Below are 16,448 nucleotides of genomic sequence, written 5' to 3'. Positions count from 1 at the left end.
GCAAGATGGGAGCGAAACTATGTACATCGGCATTGGCGGCCTCATCCTGTTGATCATTTTGCTGATCATCCTGTTCTGAGTGCGCGCACGTCGCGCGATTGATCGCGCGTAAATTAGGATTTCCAAGTGACCAGGCGCAGCCGTTTCCTTCGAGGCGGCTGCGCTTTTTCATACAGCCGTTGCGGATCGCGGCTTTTGTGTCAGGATGCCGGTCGTGCTGGCGCTTCGACTCTTCGCGAAGCTTACCGCTTATTATCTGGCGGTCACGATTATCGTGCTGATCGCGCTTCAGCTCTTTCCGAACCTTCGCGACTACATGCCGTTCGGCGGGGTGGAGGCCTTGATGGCCAAGACCCGTCCGGCTGTCGACGAGGTTTTCGCACCGCTGGCGACCCCCTCTAGCGGACTGCGCGGGACCGTCTACTGGCTGGTGATCACCATCCTCGGCGCGCTGCTGACGGCGCTGCCGGTCAGCTGGGTCTACATCGCGATCCGCAATCCCGAGGATTACGATCAGTCGCTGGTCGACACGATCGTGATCCTGCCGATCGTCGTCACCAGCATCATCATCATCGTTCAGAACTCCCTCGCGCTGGCCTTCTCAATCGCCGGGATCGCAGCGGCCGTCCGGTTTCGCAATTCGTTGAAGAGTTCGGGCGACGCGCTGTTCATCCTGCTGTCCGTCGGCATCGGCTTGTCGGCGGGGATTGGCGCGCTGGAGCTGGCCATCGTGATGACCGTCGCCTTCAACTACGTCTTCCTCGGCCTTTGGGTGACGGACTATGGCGACCGGCGAGGCCTCAAGAAGCGCTACATGATCGACTGCGATCCTGAAGAGGCGGCAGCCGAAGCTAAGGAAGCGACTGAGAGAAAGACGGTCGACAAGGAAGCCGTCGACCCTAGTTGATGCAGGTCTTGAGCAGGCGCTTGGTGACGTCCGCGTCGGTCGCAATGTCGCTGAAGAAGTCGTCGAGATAGGCTGACGCCTTCCGCCTGCGATCTTCATCGAGACCCGGAGTCGTAGAGAGAACGGCCATCAGTTCGCCGCGCTTCGTCCGGAACTCCGCGGCCACAGCGAGCGCCTGTGCATTGTGGATGCAGTAGCCACGGTACCTACGCACGCGGACCGAGGGGACCGGTATGCCCTCGGGCGGCACGGCATAAGGCGCGTTAACCAGGCCCGAGTAGTCGAAGTCGTATGGCACCGGGATCAGCCCGGACTGTGCATTGGCAGTCGCGCCGAGCAGCTTGAAGTTGTGACAGCAGCTCTCGCCCGCGTGGACACCGCGCATCGACCAGTCGAGATTGCCGATCATATATTCGAACATGGCCGCGCGAGCCTCAGCCGTCGCATCGATCGCCGAGGGAGCAACGCGCGCGATGATCTTCACTTCGAAGAGTCCGTTTCGCTTGGCGGCGTCGCCCGGATCCTCGGCGAAGAAGCCGGTCCGCGTGATCGTGCCCCGCCCGTCCTGATCGACATAGTCGACCGTCGCGAGGCGGGCGCGGAGGCTGATCGGGCTGAGGATGTTGTAGAGGCGGTAGGCCGCATATTCGAGGAGCACGTGCTGCTGATGTCCGGCCGTAACCCGGCAATAGGTGGTCAGCTTCAGGCGATGCTGACGCTCGAACAGCGATGTGTCAGCGGGCTTGGCGGTGAACTCGACGCGAAGTGGCGGAAAGGTGCAGACCGTCTTCGTGCGACGCGCAAGACCGCGAGGCGAGAGTTGGACAGCGTGCTGCTCGGCAGTTGGCGAGATCAGACTGAGGGTCGCCGGGTAAGCCGTGCGCGCGGGAGCGGGCGTCGCCGCGATCCTCGCTAGGGCGCCCTTCAGCGCGATGTGGATCGGCGCATCGTCCGTGAACAACCGCGTGGGCGGCTTGGGCGCAGCGGCCCCCGGTCCGGCAGTGACTGCCAGCGCAAATGCAAGAGCAAGGCGTGCCCCCATGCCGCACCTCCAACGAGCACGGCAAAGGGGCCGCTAATTCAGCACCTTGTCAATCGGGCGATCAGTGGACGGTGGCGGTCCGCTCAACGCCGCTGAGGAAGTTCCACAGCGCGACGGCCAGCTCTTCGCCCGCTGCGACGGCTTCCTCGCGCTCCGACTCGGGAAGGCGGTCGAGAAGCTCGCGGCAGACGCGGCTGTGCTCGACGTCCGCGCCCTCGTGCACGCGGAAGAACCGCAGCGTCTGCTCGTCCTCGATGCCGTAGCGGTCGATGAGACCCTCGATCTTGGCGCTGGCGACACCCGGGAACTGGCTCTCGTACGCATAGAGCGCGCCGAGGCCGGAAGCGTAGGAACGGCGCGACAGCTTGCGGAAAGTGTCGATGAGGCCCTGCGTCTCGGCATTGAGCTGCTGACCGCGCACGGCCGATTCATCCTCGCCCAGCCCGCAGGCGAACATCATCCACAGCGTCGCATGATCCTGCTTGCCAACCTCGACACCCTCTTCCTCGGCGAGGTTCTCGGCGAGCATGCGGCGGCCGTCGCGGTCCGGGCAGGCGCTGTGCACGGCGCTAACGGCGCGCGGGAAAGCCTCGACATGGTGGAAGTACTGGCGCGCATAGTCGCGCAGGGTCTCGATCGGCAGCCGTCCCTCGGTCCACGCCTGGTAGAACGGATGGCTCAGCATGGCCCGTTCGGCCACCTTCGAATCGATGCAAGACGAAACGGAAAGGGTGGTCATCATGGGCCTCCTGCTGTTGGAGGCCGGGAGATAGCTGCCAGCGAAAACGTCGGCAAGCCGACGCGCGCAATCAGACGAGCGCTAACGCCGCGAGTCGTCCGTACAATTGCGCGGGGAGCTCGGCGAGGCCCGATTCATCCCCCGCCGGGATCTCGGCCTCGAAATAGCGCCAGCCCTGGTGCGCGCGCTTGGGGATCGGGGCGACCGTCTGGAGCTCGCCGGAGCAGACGATATTGATTCGCCCGTCGGGCCGATCCTCGAACGCGAGAATGCGCTGGCCGCCGATGATCCGGTGCTTGACGATCCAGTAGAGATTGCCGCCGACCAGCTCGTCCGCGCGCTTGGGCCGCATGCGAGTCACCACGCGGACCTCACCCTGCTCCGCGCGCGCGTCGACGCGTGAACGGAGGGCGTCGAGGTCGCGGCATCCGAACGCGACCTTTGTGAGATGGAGCTGCGGCACGCCCTCGATGTAGTGCCGGAAGAGGCGTGACTTCAACGACTTCGGCGCACCGTAGCGACGAAGCGCGGCGCTCCGTCGAGTTCGCCACTCATCGCATCAGCGGTGCGGAACCTTGCCAAGCGGCGGCGCATTTGCGAACGGAGCCAGCCGCTTTTTCTTGGAGCACCGATGCCCACTTCGACTGCCCGGACCCTCAAGGGCCCCCGCCGCCTAGTCCGCCGTTCAGCGCGACGCGGCGCCAGCCCGCACTGGCAGTTCCTTCGCGGCTTCCTGAAACATCCGGTGATGGTCGGCTCGATCATCCCGTCAAGCCGGGTGCTCATCGAGAAGATGCTGGGGCCCGTCGATTGGGAAAACACGAAGCTGTTCGTGGAATATGGCCCGGGCGTCGGTACGTTCACGCGCCCGATCCTGGAAAAGCTGGGCCCCGATGCGACCCTGCTGACCATCGACACCAACGCCGATTTCACTCGCTACCTCAAAGAATCGATCGACGATCCGCGGCTGGTAGCCGTGACCGGATCGGCTGCGGACGTAGAAAAGATCCTGGCCGACCGTGGCTTCGACAAGGCCGATTATGTCGTCTCGGGCCTGCCTTTCTCGACCCTTCCGCCGGGCGTCGGCGACGCGATTGCCGAAGCCACGGCCAAGGCGATCCGTCCGGGCGGCGCGTTCCTGGTCTACCAATTCAGCCCCAAGGTCCGCGACTTCATCGCGCCGCATTTCGACCGCCTCGATCGCGGCTTCGAGTGGATCAACGTCCCGCCCGCGACCCTGTTCTGGGCGTGGAAGAAGAACGGCGAAGCCTGAGCTTCACGCTTCCTTGAAGTTCAGCCTCTTCGTGACCGTGTAATCCAGTGCCGTCACCAGCCAGTGCGAAATCGTCCATTTGAACCGCCGCCACAGGGTTGCCCGCTGGCGGTGCAGGGCGATCGTGATCTCTTCGCTGTCGGCTAGCTCATGCTGGAAATAACGCCGCATGTCGGCGGCAAAGCCCGCATCCTCGATCCGCAGCATGATCTCTAGGTTGATGTAGAGGCTCCTGAAGTCGAGGTTCGACGAGCCGATGTGCACGAGGTCGTCGACGATCGCGAGCTTGGTGTGGAGCTTCGCGGGTTCGTATTCGTACATCTGCACCCGCCGGCGAAGCAGACGGCTGTAGGTATGGCGAGCGGCCGCGATTGTCGCATTGTTGTCGGACTTGGACGCGGTGATGATGCGGACTCGGCCCCTGCGCGCGATCCGGCCGAACCGCCGCAGCAGCGATCCCGGCGGGGAGAAGTAAGCGGAGATCACGTCGACGTTGCGGGCCTCGGAAAGCTCGCGGACCAGGGCCGCCGGCCAGCTATGCTTGCGGCTGATCGGACCGGCGAACTTCCACTGAAGCTCTCCCGCCATCTGGCTGTGGCGCTTCACGATGCGGCGTAGCGCGCGAAGCTTCGAATCCTTGCCCTTCGTCCACCGGAACAGCGAATCGAAATAGCGACAGGGTGCATCGAGCGCGGGACCCTCGATCCGCAGCCAAAGGTCGCGCCAGTGCTTCGGCCCTTCGTCGGACAGATAGGAGTCTTGGACGTTGGCGCCGCCGATGATCCCAACGCGCCGGTCCGCGACGACAAGCTTCTGGTGATTGCGGACCAGGTAACGCGCGCCGTAGCGCGGATTGAAGACACAGAAGTCGCCGCCTGCGTCCCGGAGCGGCTGGAAAAAGTCGGGCTCGGCCGTCGAGCAGCCGAAGCCGTCGACAAGCAACCGTACGCGGACGCCGCGGCCCGCCGCTTCCACCAAGGCATCGCGTACCCGATGCCCCGATTCGTCGCTGGCGAAGATGTAGAAGATGATGCGGAGGCTTTCCTCGGCCTCCCCGATAATCTTGATCAGCTCTTCGAGGCGGGCGGCCCCGCTCTCGATCAGCTCCAGCCGATTGCCCTCGACGGTCGCGCGGATCGGCTGGTCCGAGGCTTTGGTCGAATTGGGCTGGGCCGCCATGCTCTAGCTCTGCCGGTCGGCAGGGTGCGGCGCAAGCTGTCACGGCATGGCCGGACAACGCACAATCCTTGACTTCTCGGGGTCCACACCCCTAATCGCCAGCCTCTTCCATTCCATTTCAGGATTTCGGAGCGCCACATGGCTCGCGTTACGGTCGAAGATTGCGTCGACAAGGTCTCCAATCGGTTCGACCTCATCCTTTTTGCCGCCCAGCGTGCGCGCCAGATCTCGTCGGGTGCCGACCTGACGATCGATCGCGACCGCGACAAGAACCCGGTCGTCGCCCTGCGCGAGATCGCTGAGCAGACCGTGAAGCCGAACGACCTCGAAGAGGCGATCGTCAACGGCCTGCAGCGTGTTCGCATCGACGAGGAGGACGAGACGGAAGAGCTGGCGTCCCTCAGCGATGCCGCCGAGGCGCTTCGCCTGACGGCTGCCGCTCCGCCGCGCCCGTCGCCCAGCGGCGGCGACTACGAGTAAGCTGCGGCTTCGATTTCCGAATCAAAAAGGGCCGGTTCGCCGACCCTTTTCTTTTGCTTAGGCGGCTCTACCCTCGGCGTCCGACCGTGGGGCCCAAACGAGATCATCGGGCGAGCTCAGCACGCGCCCATCCTCGGACATGACGCAGATCTTCCTAACGGGGCGCCCCTTCTCGCGATCGACAAGCACGACGTCGGCAGGGCCGCCACCCCACTCCTCGCCCCACTGCCGAAGCGCCAGGACCACGGGCATCAGCGCCTCGCCTTTGGGCGTCAGGGTATAAATGACCTTGCGCCGGTCGGACGGATCCGGCGTCCGCTCGAGGATTCCGCCGGCGGTGAGCTTCGCCAAACGGTCGGAGAGGATGTTGCGGGCAATTCCAAGGCCAGCCTGGAATTCCTCGAAATGGTGCAAATCGTTGATCGCGCCCCGCAAGATGAGAAAAGCCCATTTCTCACCGATCAGCTCGACGGCAGCCGGGAGCGGACACGCAAGCGCCGCTTCCTTGAACGCGTCAACGACGAACTTGGCATTCCCCTTGGCCAATCAGCCCCTGCTCCCCTCTTTCGGCGACGCAAGCAAAGCACAAAGCATTGAAATTGCAAATACCCGTCCTGCCACGCCACTGAATCCTTTCGCGCTTGCACAATGAGGGTGGGGTCGCCCATCTTAGGAGAGTGCTGCGACAGTATGAGCTGATCGAGAAGGTCCGGTCCTACGACCCGGATGCCGATGAGGGCCTGATCAATCGCGCCTACGTCTTTTCGATGAAGGCGCACGGGACTCAGACTCGCGCCAGCGGCGACCCGTATTTCAGCCATCCGATCGAGGTCGCGGGCATCCTCACCGACCTTAAGCTCGACGACCAGACCATCGCCACCGCTATCCTCCACGACACGATCGAGGATACGGTCGCGACTCCGGAGGAGATCGAGAGGCTCTTCGGGAAGGACGTCGCCCGGCTGGTCGACGGGGTGACCAAGCTCAGCAAGATCGAGGCGCAATCGGAAAGCGAGCGCGCGGCGGAGAATCTCCGCAAGTTCCTGCTCGCTCTGTCCGACGACATCCGCGTGCTTCTGGTGAAGCTGGCCGACCGCCTGCACAACATGCGGACGCTCCATCACATCAAGAGCGAAGAGAAGCGGCGCAGGATCGCTCGCGAGACGATGGATATCTACGCGCCGCTCGCCGAGCGGATAGGCATGTACGAAATGATGACCGAGATGCAGACGATCGCGTTCCAGGTGCTGGAGCCGGACGCCTACGCATCGGTCACGCGGCGCCTTCAGCAGCTCAGCGAAAAGGGCGGCGATCTCGTCAGCCGCATTGGGCTCGGCCTGCAGCTCTATCTATCGGACCACGGCCTCAGCGCAGAGGTCATGGGCCGGCAGAAGCATCCCTATTCCATCTGGCGCAAGATGGCGGAGCGCCACATCAGCTTCGAGCAATTGTCCGACGTGATGGCCTTCCGCGTGATCGTCGACGGGGTCGAGGATTGCTACAAGGCGCTGGGGTTCATCCACCAGCGATGGCCGATGGTTCCGGGCCGGTTCAAGGACTACATCTCGACGCCCAAGCGGAACGGCTACCGCTCGCTGCACACGACGATCATCCACGATTCGAAGACCCGGATCGAAATCCAGATCCGCACGCGCGAGATGCACGAGCAGGCCGAGCGCGGCCTTGCCGCTCACTGGGCGTACAAGGAGGGTAAGCCCGCCGAGGCCATCAGCGTTCCCTGGGTCGACGACCTCGTCGAGATCCTCGACCATGCCGAGACTCCCGAAGAGCTTCTCGAGCATACGCGGATGGCGATGTACCAGGATCGCATCTTCGCCTTCACGCCGAAAGGCGAGCTGATCCAGCTTCCCAAGGGCGCAACGCCGGTCGACTTCGCCTACGCCGTGCACACCGACCTCGGCGACCGGACCGTCGGGGCGAAGGTCAACGGGCGGGTGGTGCCGCTGCGGACGATCCTGGAGAATGGCGACCAGGTCGAGATTCTCGTCTCAGAGGCCCAGCACCCTCAGCCATCGTGGCTGCGTTTCGTCGTCACGGGAAAAGCGCGCGCCGGCGTCCGCCGCTTCGTCCGTCACAAGGAGCGGGACGAGACCGTCGAGCTGGGCCGGAAGATCTACGAGGAGATCGTCGAGCGCCTGCCGGCGGTGCTGGATACGGACGCGATCAAGCAGGCGCTCAAGCGGCTCAAGATCGAGAGCGAGGACGAGCTGATGATCGCGATCGCTCGCAAGCGGGTCAGCGACGAGGCTCTGATGGAAGCGCTGATGCCCGGCTCAGCCGGCGGCGATGTGGCGGCGCGGCCGCTGGCGCAGCGCACGGCCATCTCGATCAAGGGTCTCACGCCGGGCGTCGCCTACCATCTGGCGCAATGTTGCCATCCGATCCCGGGCGACCGGATCGTCGGGCTTCGGCGGGAAGACGAGGAGATCGAGGTTCACGTCATCGGCTGCGACACGCTTGCGAGCGGCATCGACGCCGATTGGCTCGACCTCGCCTGGGGCGAGGGTTCGGACGGAGGCGCGGCGCGGTTGGTCGTCATCGTCCGCGACGTCCCGGGTGCGCTCGGTGCAGTCGCGAGCATCCTCGGCCAGAAGCACGCCAACATCGTGAACCTGGCGCTGGTCCACCGCGACGGAAGCTTCCAGACGTTCCATCTCGACGTGGAGGTCCACGATCTTGCGCACCTGCATGCGATCATCGCCGCCCTGCGAGCGGCGGATCAGGTCAGCTCCGTCGAGCGGATTTAGGTTTCCCGCGAACGCCGCGAGCCGCAAGCACCGCGAGGGTCACGAGGTCGGAAGCAGTTGCCGTCATCGGCGCGATCTGCACCGGCTTTTCGAGGCCCAAGATGTACGGTCCGAGGATGCTCTCTCCGCCGAGTTCCTTCAGCAGCTTCGACGACAAGCTCGCCGATTGCAGGCCGGGCATGACGAGGACGTTGGCCGGACCCGACAGGCGGCTGAAGGGATAGAAGCGCTGCTGCATTTCGTGGTTCAGGGCGACGTCGGGGCCCATCTCGCCCTCATATTCGAAGTCGACCTTGATCCCGTCGAGCAGCTTCACCGCACCGCGCAGTTCCTCGATGTGGACGCCCGGCGGATTGCCGAAGGTCGTGTAGGAGATGAAGGCCACGCGCGGCTCGATGCCCATCCAGCGCGCGAACTGAGCCGAGCGCAGCGCGATCGACGCCAGTTGCTCCGCGTCGGGGCGCTCCGTCACTGCCGTGTCCGCGATGAGCACGGTCTGGTGGCGTGAGACGACGACGCTAACGCCGAGCGGCGTTGCACCGGGCTCGTCGTCGATGACCATCCGGATCTGCTTCAGCGACTGGCTGAACGGCCGCGTCGTGCCGGTGATCATCGCATCCGCCTCGCCCAGCGCGAGCATGGCCGCGGCGAAGTAATTGCGGTCCTGATTGACCAGGCGCTCAATCTCGCGGCGGAGCATGCCGTGCCGCTGGTGCTTCTCGTAGATATAGTCGACTGCGCGGCCGACGAGCGGCGAGTTGCGGCTGTTGAGAACCTCATATTCCTGCGGGTCCTCGACGCCGTTTTCCCGCAGCAGTTCGTATGTTTCTTCACGGCCGACCAGCACGGGCGTGCCGTAACCGGCTTCCTTGAATGCGATCGCGGCGCGCAGCACGTTCGGCTCTTCGCCTTCCGCGAACAGCACGCGCTTCGGATTCGCTTTCGCCGCTTCGTAAGCAATGCTCAGCACCGAGACCGTCGGGTTGAGCCGCGCCCGCAGCCGGGTGCGATAGGCGTCCATGTCCTCGATGGGCTTGCGCGCAACGCCTGTCGCGACCGCCGCCTGCGCAACGGCCGATGCCACGATTTCCATCAGCCGCGGATCGAACGGCGCCGGGATGATGTAGTCGCGGCCGAAGCTCTGGGCGCGACCGCCGTAAGCAGCGGCGACCTCTTCGGGCACCGGCTCGCGCGCGAGCTCGGCGATGGCTTCGGCGGCCGCGATCTTCATCTCATCGTTGATGCGCGTGGCGCGGACATCGAGCGCTCCGCGGAAGATGAAGGGGAAACCCAGGACGTTGTTGACCTGGTTCGGGAAGTCCGACCGGCCGGTGGCGATGATCGCGTCCGGGCGAACGGCTTGGGCATCCGGAGGCCAGATCTCCGGGTCCGGATTGGCCATGGCGAAGATGATCGGCTCGCGCGCCATGGTCTGTACCATCTCGGGCTTCAGCGCGCCCGCGGCGGATAGGCCGAGGAAGACGTCGGCGCCTTCCAGCGCCTCGGCGAGGTTCTTCTTGTCGGTCTCGACCGCATGCGCGGACTTCCACTGGTCGAGGTCGGTGCGGTCCTTGCTGATGACGCCCTTGCGGTCGCACATGATGACGTGGTCGCCCTTCACGCCCATCGCCTTGATCAGCTCTGTGCAGGCGATCGCCGCAGCGCCCGCGCCATTCACGACGACGCGAATGTCGGCGAGGTTGCGACCGGTCAGGTGGCAGGCGTTGATGAGGCCGGCGGCGGTGATGATCGCGGTGCCGTGCTGGTCATCATGAAAGACGGGGATGTTCATCCGCTCGCGCAGTGTCTGCTCGATGATGAAGCATTCGGGCGCGGCAATGTCTTCGAGGTTGATTCCGCCGAAGCTCGGCTCGAGCAAGGCGACGGCATCGATGAATTTCTGGGGGTCTTCGGTGGCAACTTCGATGTCGATGGAATCGACGTCGGCGAAGCGCTTGAAGAGCACCGCCTTACCTTCCATCACCGGCTTCGACGCAAGCGCCCCGAGGTTGCCGAGGCCGAGGATCGCGGTGCCGTTGGAAATGACGGCGACGAGATTGCCCTTCGCGGTGAAGTCGTAGGCACAGCCCGGGTCCTCGGCGATCGCGCGCACCGGGACGGCGACGCCGGGCGAATAAGCGAGGCTGAGATCGCGCTGCGTCGCCATCGGCTTCGACGCGATGATCTCGATTTTTCCGGGACGGCCGCGCGCGTGGAATTCCAGAGCTTCGGCTTCGGAGAAAGTGACGTTGCTTTCCGACATGCCCCTGCCCTTACGAAGAGCGGAAAAAAGAGTCACGCGGGAGCGCGAGGGCGGCTACCGTTGAGTCATGGCGCGCGCCGACGCACCCACTCCGATGATGCAGCAGTACCAGCGGCTCAAGGCCGAGGCTGGAGACGCTCTGCTGTTCTATCGGATGGGCGATTTCTTCGAGCTGTTCTTCGACGATGCGAAGGTGGCGGCCGCCTGCCTGGACATCGCGCTGACCAAGCGCGGCGAGGCGGAAGGCGAGCCGATTCCGATGTGCGGCGTGCCGGTGCATGCGGCGGAGTCCTACCTCGCCCGACTGATCCGCGCGGGAAACCGCGTGGCGATTGCCGAACAGACGGAGAGCCCGGCCGAGGCGCGCAAGGCGCGCGGGTCGAAGGCTCTCGTAGAGCGAGCGATCATCCGGCTCGTCACGCCGGGGACGCTGACCGAAGAGACTTTGCTCGAGTCCTCGGCAGCCAACTGGCTGGCGGCGATCGGACGCGCGGGCGACGAATGGGCGATCGCCGCGGCGGACATTTCCACCGGACGGTTCGAGCTGGTCGCCTGCGGGCCGGGGGAGCTTTCGTCAGAACTGGCGCGGCTGTCGCCAGCCGAGACCATCGCCGACGCCTCGGGGCCTGGCGTTCGCATCACGGCGGGCAAGGGCGGATTCGACAGCATGGCCGGCGAGCGGGCGCTGAAAGCGCGTTTCGGTCTTGCGACGCTCGACGGAATCGGAAGCCCGACGCGCGCCGAGCTTGCTGCGGCTGGCGGCCTCCTCGCCTATCTGGACGCGACGCAGAAGGGTGCAGGCATCCTGCTCGACGCGCCGCGGCGGGTTTCGCGAACCGCGCACATGGCGATCGACGCGGCCACGCGCGACAGCCTGGAACTCTGCCGTTCGGTGTCGGGTAGCGTTGCCGGGAGCCTGCTAGGCGAGATCGACCGCTGCCAGACCGCCGCGGGACGACGCCTGCTCGCTTCGGACATCTCCGCCCCGCTGACGGACAAGGGATCGATCGAGCAGCGGCTGGCGCTGGTCCAATGGCTCCACGAGGACGCGCTCCGCCGCGATCGCGTTCGGTCGGCGCTGAAAGCGATGCCCGACTTCGCGCGAGCGCTCGCGCGCCTGACCGCCGGACGAGGGAGCCCGCGCGATCTGTCCATCCTTCGCGACGGCCTTTCGTCGGCGGATGCATTGCGGGCGGAGTTGGCAGCTGAGCCTCAGCGGCCGACCATGCTCGACAATCTGCTTCCGCGGCTCAGCGGACACGAGACGCTAGTCGAGCAGCTTCGCCGGGCGCTCGTGGAATCCCCGCCCATCGACGCGAGCAAGGGCGGCTACATCGCGGAAGGCTATGACCCATCCCTCGACACTTTGCGTTCCGCCGCTTCGGACGGGCGACGAGCGATTGCGGCACTGGAGAGCCGCTACCGCGATGCGACCCAGATTTCCTCTCTGAAGATCCGGCACAACGCGGTGCTCGGCTATCATGTCGAGGTCGCGGCGCGGCATGCGGACAAGCTGATGGCGCCCGACAGCGGATTCACGCACCGGCAGACGCTTGCGGGTGCTGTGCGTTTCAATTCGCCAGAGCTTCACGAGGAAGCGAGCCGGGTTGTCGAGGCCGGCGCGCATGCGCTCGCGGCTGAGGCGGCCCATGCGGAAGAGCTAGCGGCGCTCGCGGTTGCGTCAGCCAATCGTATCGTCGCCAGCGCTGAAGCGATCGCCCGCATCGACGTTGCTGCATCGCACGCGCAACGCGGCGCCGAAGGCGGCTGGACTGTGCCGCACATGAAGGACCAGGCGTGCCTTGAGATCGAGGCGGGGCGTCACCCAGTCGTCGAAGCCGCGCTGTCGGACACGGGCGAGCGCTTCGTCGCCAACGACCTCAGGCTCGGCTCGGACGACCGGCTGTGGCTGATCACCGGCCCGAACATGGGCGGCAAGTCGACCTTCCTGCGGCAGGCGGCGCTGGTCGCGGTGCTCGCGCAGTCCGGCAGCTTTGTTCCCGCAAGCCGCGCGACCGTCGGCATCGTCGACAAGCTTTTCAGCCGCGTCGGCGCGTCGGATAATCTCGCGCGTGGCCGCTCGACCTTCATGGTCGAGATGGTCGAGACGGCGGCAATCCTGAGCCAAGCGACGCCGAGGAGCCTCGTCATCCTCGACGAGATCGGGCGCGGCACCTCGACCTACGACGGTCTCGCGATTGCCTGGGCGGTAGTTGAGGCAGTGCACGACCAGGTGAAGTGCCGGACCCTCTTCGCGACGCACTATCACGAGCTCACGCGGCTGGCGGGGCGGCTCGACTGCCTGTCGCTTCATCACGTGCGAGCGCGCGAGTGGAAGGGCGATCTCGTCCTGCTGCATGAAGTCGCTGACGGTGCGGCCGACCGCAGCTACGGCATTGCGGTCGCCAAGCTGGCCGGCCTGCCGCCGAAGGTCGTGGCTCGTGCCAAGTCGGTGCTCGCCAAGCTGGAAGCCGGGCGCGATGCGACCGGGGGGATTGCCGCGGGGCTGGACGATCTGCCACTGTTCAGCGCCGCGGCGCATCCCGAGGAGCAACGTCCCGACGATTTGCGCGATGCGCTCGGCGCGATGGACGCAGATGCCATGAGCCCGCGAGAAGCGCTGGAAGCACTCTACCGGCTGAAGGAAATCATGGGCCGCGAGTAAGCGCGTCCGGAGACGGATCCGGAAGCGCGGGAGTGTGCTGCGGGAGCTTTGCCACTTCCTGACCGGCAACATGAAGGCGCTGGACGCTGAGCTCCTCGATCTCGAGGCGCTTTACTCGCGCCTTCCCGATCAACAGGCGACCGATTGCCAGCGCCCCAATCGCGACCGCGCCCACCGCCAGTGCACCGATCGCGGCCGAGCCGACTGCGATTGCGCCGACTGCGCGGGCCGAGAAGGCGATGGTCTTTTTCTCAGTCTCTTCCATCCGCCCTTCACCGTGATCGACCGGCTGGCATCCAGACGAGCCGCGCCTTAGATTATCGCCATGTGGAGCGCCAGAGACCGGTGAGCCAAGCGCCGCTGGAACCCGTCGAGAAGCCGCGCGCGATCATCGATCGCCGGAGCGTGGCCGATGCGCTCGCCGCGATTCCCGGGGGAAGCGACCGGAACGGCTTTGCGCTGAAGATCCTGCGCGGCGCCCTCGAACTGGGACGAGCGGAGGTCGCGCGGAGGCTTTCGACCGATCCGGACCGCGGCCGGGCGGCAGCGCGAGCGACCTCCTATCTGCACGACCAGCTCGTGCGCATGGCCTACGACTTCGTCACCGATGCGCTGACGGGCAAGCAGGTGGCCGAGCCGATGGCCGTCGTCGGGCTGGGCGGAACGGGCCGCGGCGAGATGGCGCCGTTCAGCGACGTCGACCTCATGTTTCTGACGAAGGCGAAGGCGTCGGCCAAGCAGGAGCAGACGGTTCAGGCTGTGCTGCAACTGCTCTGGGACCTAAAGCTCAAGGTCGGCCATTCGATCCGCTCGATCAGCGAGATGATGGCGATGGCGAAGTCGGACATGACGGTTCGCACCGCCGTCCTGGAAGCGCGCCTGATCTGGGGCGAGCAGGCCATTTTCGACGAAGCCATGAAGCGGTTCCGGACGAAGATCGTCGCCGGGACGGCAGCCGAGTTCGTCTCCGCCAAGCTCGCCGAGCGGGACGAGCGACACCGGCGCATGGGCGACAGCCGCTACGTCGTCGAGCCCAATGTGAAGGATGGCAAGGGCGGCCTTCGCGACCTGCACACGCTCTACTGGATCGGCAAGTATGTGCACGGCGTGGAGCGGCCAGCGGACCTGGTCCGAGCGGGCCTGTTTACCGCCAGCGAGTTCAAGCGTTTCGAGCGCGCCGAGCGCTTCTTTTGGGCGGTACGGTGTCACCTGCACATCGCCGCCGGCAGGCCCGAGGATCGCCTGTCCTTCGATCACCAGCGGCACATCGCCGAGGTGATGCGCTACTCCGACCGGCCGGGGAAATCGGCGGTCGAGCGTTTCATGCAATTCTATTTCCTGAACGCGAAGACGGTTGGCGACCTTACCGGGATCTTCCTTGCGCAGCTCGACGAGCAGCTGGCGCGCAAGGGCTTCCGTTTCGCACTTCCGACGATCCGGCGGCGACGTCCGAAGCATCTGTCGGGTTTCGACCTCGACCGGGGGCGCCTCTCGATCCCAAGCGACACATTCTTCCAGGACGATCCGGTTCGGCTGCTCGAGCTTTTCGCCCTCGCCGCGCGCGAGAAGCTGGAGATCCATCCAAGCGCGATGCGCTGCGCCTCGAGCGATTCGAAGCTGATCGACGACAAGGTCCGCAACGACCCGCGCGCCAATGCTTTGTTCCTCGAAGTCCTGACCTGCGTCCACTCGCCAGAGCTGGTGCTGCGCTGGATGAACGAGGCGGGCGTCTTCGGCCGCTTCGTTCCGGACTTCGGCCGCGTCGTCGCGCAGATGCAGTTCGACATGTACCACCACTATACGGTCGACGAGCATTCGATCCGGGCGATCGGATTGCTGGCGGCGATCGAGCGCGGGGAGCTGAAGACCGACCATCCGCTGGCGACCGCGCTGTTCAAGCAAATCGGGTCGCGCCGGACGCTGTACGTCGCCGTCCTGCTGCACGATATCGCCAAGGGGCGCGGGGGCGATCATAGCGAGCTGGGCGCGGAGATTGCGCTAAAGCTGGCGCCGCGCTTCGGCCTCGACGCCGCCGAGACAGAGACGGTCTCCTGGTTGGTGAAGCATCACCTGCTGATGTCGGCGACGGCTTTCAAGCGGGACCTAGCAGACCCGCAGACCGTCGAGGACTTCGCTCACCAAGTGCAAAGCCCAGAGCGGCTTCGCTTCCTGCTGATCCTGACAGTCGTCGACATTCGCGCGGTTGGTCCTAGCGTGTGGAACGAATGGAAGCGCACGCTCCTGACCACCCTGTTCGACGCCGCCGAAGAGCGCCTTCGCCTCGGTCACAAGCAGCGCGGTCGCGCCGAGCTGATCGAGGAACGGCAGGAGCAGCTCGCGACGGCGCTTGGCTGGTCGAAAGAGGAAGGCGACGCTCATGCCCGGCGCCTGCCGGACAGTTATTGGCTGGCCGAAGCGCACCCCTGGCAAGTTGCCAACGCACTTCAGGTGGCCGTGGCCGAGGCGCGGGACGGAGAGGTTCGCCCGCATGTCGTTGCCGAGGATGATCCGGAAAGCGGATCGACCCGCATCAGCGTATTCACGCCCGACCGCGAAGGCTTGTTCTACCGCATCTCTGCCGGCCTGGCCGCCGTCGGCGCGAGCATTATCGACGCGCGCATTCACACGACGCTCGACGGGATGGCGCTCGACAATTTGCTGGTGTTGGACAGCCAGGGTCGGGCTTACAGCGACAAGCGTCTGAAGGCCCGTCTCGTCAATTCCGTCGAGGGTGCATTGCTTTCTGACCAGCCGCCACCCCTGCCGCCATCGACCCTAACGGCGCGGGCCGCGAGCTTCCGCGTGGCTCCGTCGGTGGCGATTGCGGAGCACGCTTCTACGCGGACAACCGTCGTGGAGGTGAACGCCCGCGACCGAACGGCGCTGCTCGCCGGTCTCGCGCGCGCGATCCACGATTGCGGGCTCGTTATCCATTCGGCGCACATCGCCACCTATGGCGAACGCGCGGTGGACGTCTTCTACCTGACCGGTCCGGACGGACAGAAGCTGGAGGGCGAGGATATCGAACGGGTGCGTTCGGCGCTGCTCGCTGCAGCGAGCGAGACTGCCGAGGCCCGCGCGGCATAGAAAAAGGGCCCGCAGTTTCCTGCGAGCCCTTCCCCCTTTGTAACT

General features: G+C 65.3%; 13 protein-coding genes. 6 read left to right on the top strand and 7 right to left on the bottom strand.

Annotation, left to right across the window (positions count from 1 at the left end; translation table 11 throughout):
- The first annotated feature begins 214 nt into the window (after positions 1-214).
- The gene (locus tag LZ016_RS13115; RefSeq protein ID WP_241447911.1) at positions 215-907 is read left to right on the top strand and encodes a DUF4956 domain-containing protein; all 693 of its coding nucleotides are present in this window, start codon (positions 215-217) and stop codon (positions 905-907) included.
- On the opposite strand, the gene LZ016_RS13110 is transcribed toward LZ016_RS13115, so the two are convergent.
- The 3 genes from LZ016_RS13110 to LZ016_RS13100 all read right to left on the bottom strand — a co-directional run bounded on the left by LZ016_RS13110 (position 900) and on the right by LZ016_RS13100 (position 3,187).
- Positions 900-1,949: a hypothetical protein gene (locus LZ016_RS13110; RefSeq protein WP_241447910.1), complete on the bottom strand. Its 1,050-nt coding sequence runs from the start codon at positions 1,947-1,949 to the stop codon at positions 900-902. The two genes, LZ016_RS13115 and LZ016_RS13110, sit on opposite strands and share 8 nt — an antisense overlap.
- 61 nt (positions 1,950-2,010) lie before the next feature.
- Positions 2,011-2,688 (bottom strand): CADD family putative folate metabolism protein, encoded by a 678-nt coding sequence (locus LZ016_RS13105; RefSeq protein WP_241447909.1) that lies wholly within the window; start codon positions 2,686-2,688, stop codon positions 2,011-2,013.
- A gap of 70 nt (positions 2,689-2,758) precedes the next feature.
- On the bottom strand, positions 2,759-3,187 hold the full coding sequence (locus LZ016_RS13100; protein WP_241447908.1) for a DUF1489 family protein: 429 nt from the start codon (positions 3,185-3,187) through the stop codon (positions 2,759-2,761).
- A gap of 132 nt (positions 3,188-3,319) precedes the next feature.
- Between LZ016_RS13100 and LZ016_RS13095 the strand changes: the two genes are divergently transcribed.
- Positions 3,320-3,961: a class I SAM-dependent methyltransferase gene (locus LZ016_RS13095; protein WP_241447907.1), complete on the top strand. Its 642-nt coding sequence runs from the start codon at positions 3,320-3,322 to the stop codon at positions 3,959-3,961.
- A gap of 3 nt (positions 3,962-3,964) precedes the next feature.
- Here LZ016_RS13095 and LZ016_RS13090 read toward each other — a convergent pair whose 3' ends face one another.
- A complete protein-coding gene (locus LZ016_RS13090; protein WP_241447906.1) occupies positions 3,965-5,140 on the bottom strand; it encodes a phospholipase D-like domain-containing protein in 1,176 nt (391 codons plus the stop codon).
- A gap of 138 nt (positions 5,141-5,278) precedes the next feature.
- Here LZ016_RS13090 and rpoZ point away from each other — a divergent pair, with 138 nt between their 5' ends.
- Positions 5,279-5,620 (top strand): DNA-directed RNA polymerase subunit omega, encoded by a 342-nt coding sequence (gene rpoZ / locus LZ016_RS13085; protein ID WP_241447905.1) that lies wholly within the window; start codon positions 5,279-5,281, stop codon positions 5,618-5,620.
- A gap of 57 nt (positions 5,621-5,677) precedes the next feature.
- Here the strand turns inward: rpoZ and LZ016_RS13080 are convergent, their stop codons facing one another.
- Positions 5,678-6,166 carry a winged helix-turn-helix transcriptional regulator gene (locus tag LZ016_RS13080; RefSeq protein ID WP_241447904.1) on the bottom strand — a complete coding sequence of 163 codons (489 nt, stop codon included), beginning with the start codon at positions 6,164-6,166 and terminating at the stop codon, positions 5,678-5,680.
- Positions 6,167-6,297: 131 nt separating this feature from the next.
- On the opposite strand from LZ016_RS13080, the gene LZ016_RS13075 reads away from it, so the two are divergent.
- Positions 6,298-8,388 carry a RelA/SpoT family protein gene (locus LZ016_RS13075; protein ID WP_241447903.1) on the top strand — a complete coding sequence of 697 codons (2,091 nt, stop codon included), beginning with the start codon at positions 6,298-6,300 and terminating at the stop codon, positions 8,386-8,388.
- Here LZ016_RS13075 and LZ016_RS13070 read toward each other — a convergent pair.
- A complete protein-coding gene (locus tag LZ016_RS13070; RefSeq protein ID WP_241447902.1) occupies positions 8,366-10,651 on the bottom strand; it encodes an NADP-dependent malic enzyme in 2,286 nt (761 codons plus the stop codon). The two genes, LZ016_RS13075 and LZ016_RS13070, sit on opposite strands and share 23 nt — an antisense overlap.
- A 67-nt stretch (positions 10,652-10,718) precedes the next feature.
- Here LZ016_RS13070 and mutS point away from each other — a divergent pair, with 67 nt between their 5' ends.
- Positions 10,719-13,316 carry a DNA mismatch repair protein MutS gene (mutS, locus tag LZ016_RS13065; protein ID WP_241447901.1) on the top strand — a complete coding sequence of 866 codons (2,598 nt, stop codon included), beginning with the start codon at positions 10,719-10,721 and terminating at the stop codon, positions 13,314-13,316.
- Here the strand turns inward: mutS and LZ016_RS13060 are convergent.
- On the bottom strand, positions 13,300-13,581 hold the full coding sequence (locus LZ016_RS13060; protein ID WP_241447900.1) for a hypothetical protein: 282 nt from the start codon (positions 13,579-13,581) through the stop codon (positions 13,300-13,302). The genes mutS and LZ016_RS13060 overlap by 17 nt on opposite strands.
- Before the next feature lie 80 nt (positions 13,582-13,661).
- On the opposite strand from LZ016_RS13060, the gene LZ016_RS13055 reads away from it, so the two are divergent.
- Positions 13,662-16,403 carry a [protein-PII] uridylyltransferase gene (locus LZ016_RS13055; RefSeq protein ID WP_241447899.1) on the top strand — a complete coding sequence of 914 codons (2,742 nt, stop codon included), beginning with the start codon at positions 13,662-13,664 and terminating at the stop codon, positions 16,401-16,403.
- Positions 16,404-16,448 lie beyond the last annotated feature (45 nt).

It is taken from the genome of Sphingomonas telluris (genome assembly GCF_022568775.1).
GTDB classification, from domain to species: Bacteria; Pseudomonadota; Alphaproteobacteria; order Sphingomonadales; family Sphingomonadaceae; genus Sphingomicrobium; species Sphingomicrobium telluris.
The sequence above is the reverse complement of the archived record's forward strand: the minus strand, read 5'-3'. Positions and strand labels throughout refer to the sequence as shown.

Excerpts from the sequence above, each read along its gene's own strand:
- LZ016_RS13095 (WP_241447907.1), top strand. The coding sequence starts at position 3,320 with ATGCCCACTTCGACTGCCCGGACCCTCAAGGGCCCCCGCCGCCTAGTC.
- rpoZ (WP_241447905.1), top strand. The coding sequence starts at position 5,279 with ATGGCTCGCGTTACGGTCGAAGATTGCGTCGACAAGGTCTCCAATCGG.
- LZ016_RS13060 (WP_241447900.1), bottom strand. The coding sequence starts at position 13,581 with ATGGAAGAGACTGAGAAAAAGACCATCGCCTTCTCGGCCCGCGCAGTC.
- LZ016_RS13070 (WP_241447902.1), bottom strand. The coding sequence starts at position 10,651 with ATGTCGGAAAGCAACGTCACTTTCTCCGAAGCCGAAGCTCTGGAATTC.
- LZ016_RS13105 (WP_241447909.1), bottom strand. The coding sequence starts at position 2,688 with ATGACCACCCTTTCCGTTTCGTCTTGCATCGATTCGAAGGTGGCCGAA.
- LZ016_RS13090 (WP_241447906.1), bottom strand. The coding sequence starts at position 5,140 with ATGGCGGCCCAGCCCAATTCGACCAAAGCCTCGGACCAGCCGATCCGC.
- LZ016_RS13110 (WP_241447910.1), bottom strand. The coding sequence starts at position 1,949 with ATGGGGGCACGCCTTGCTCTTGCATTTGCGCTGGCAGTCACTGCCGGA.
- mutS (WP_241447901.1), top strand. The coding sequence starts at position 10,719 with ATGGCGCGCGCCGACGCACCCACTCCGATGATGCAGCAGTACCAGCGG.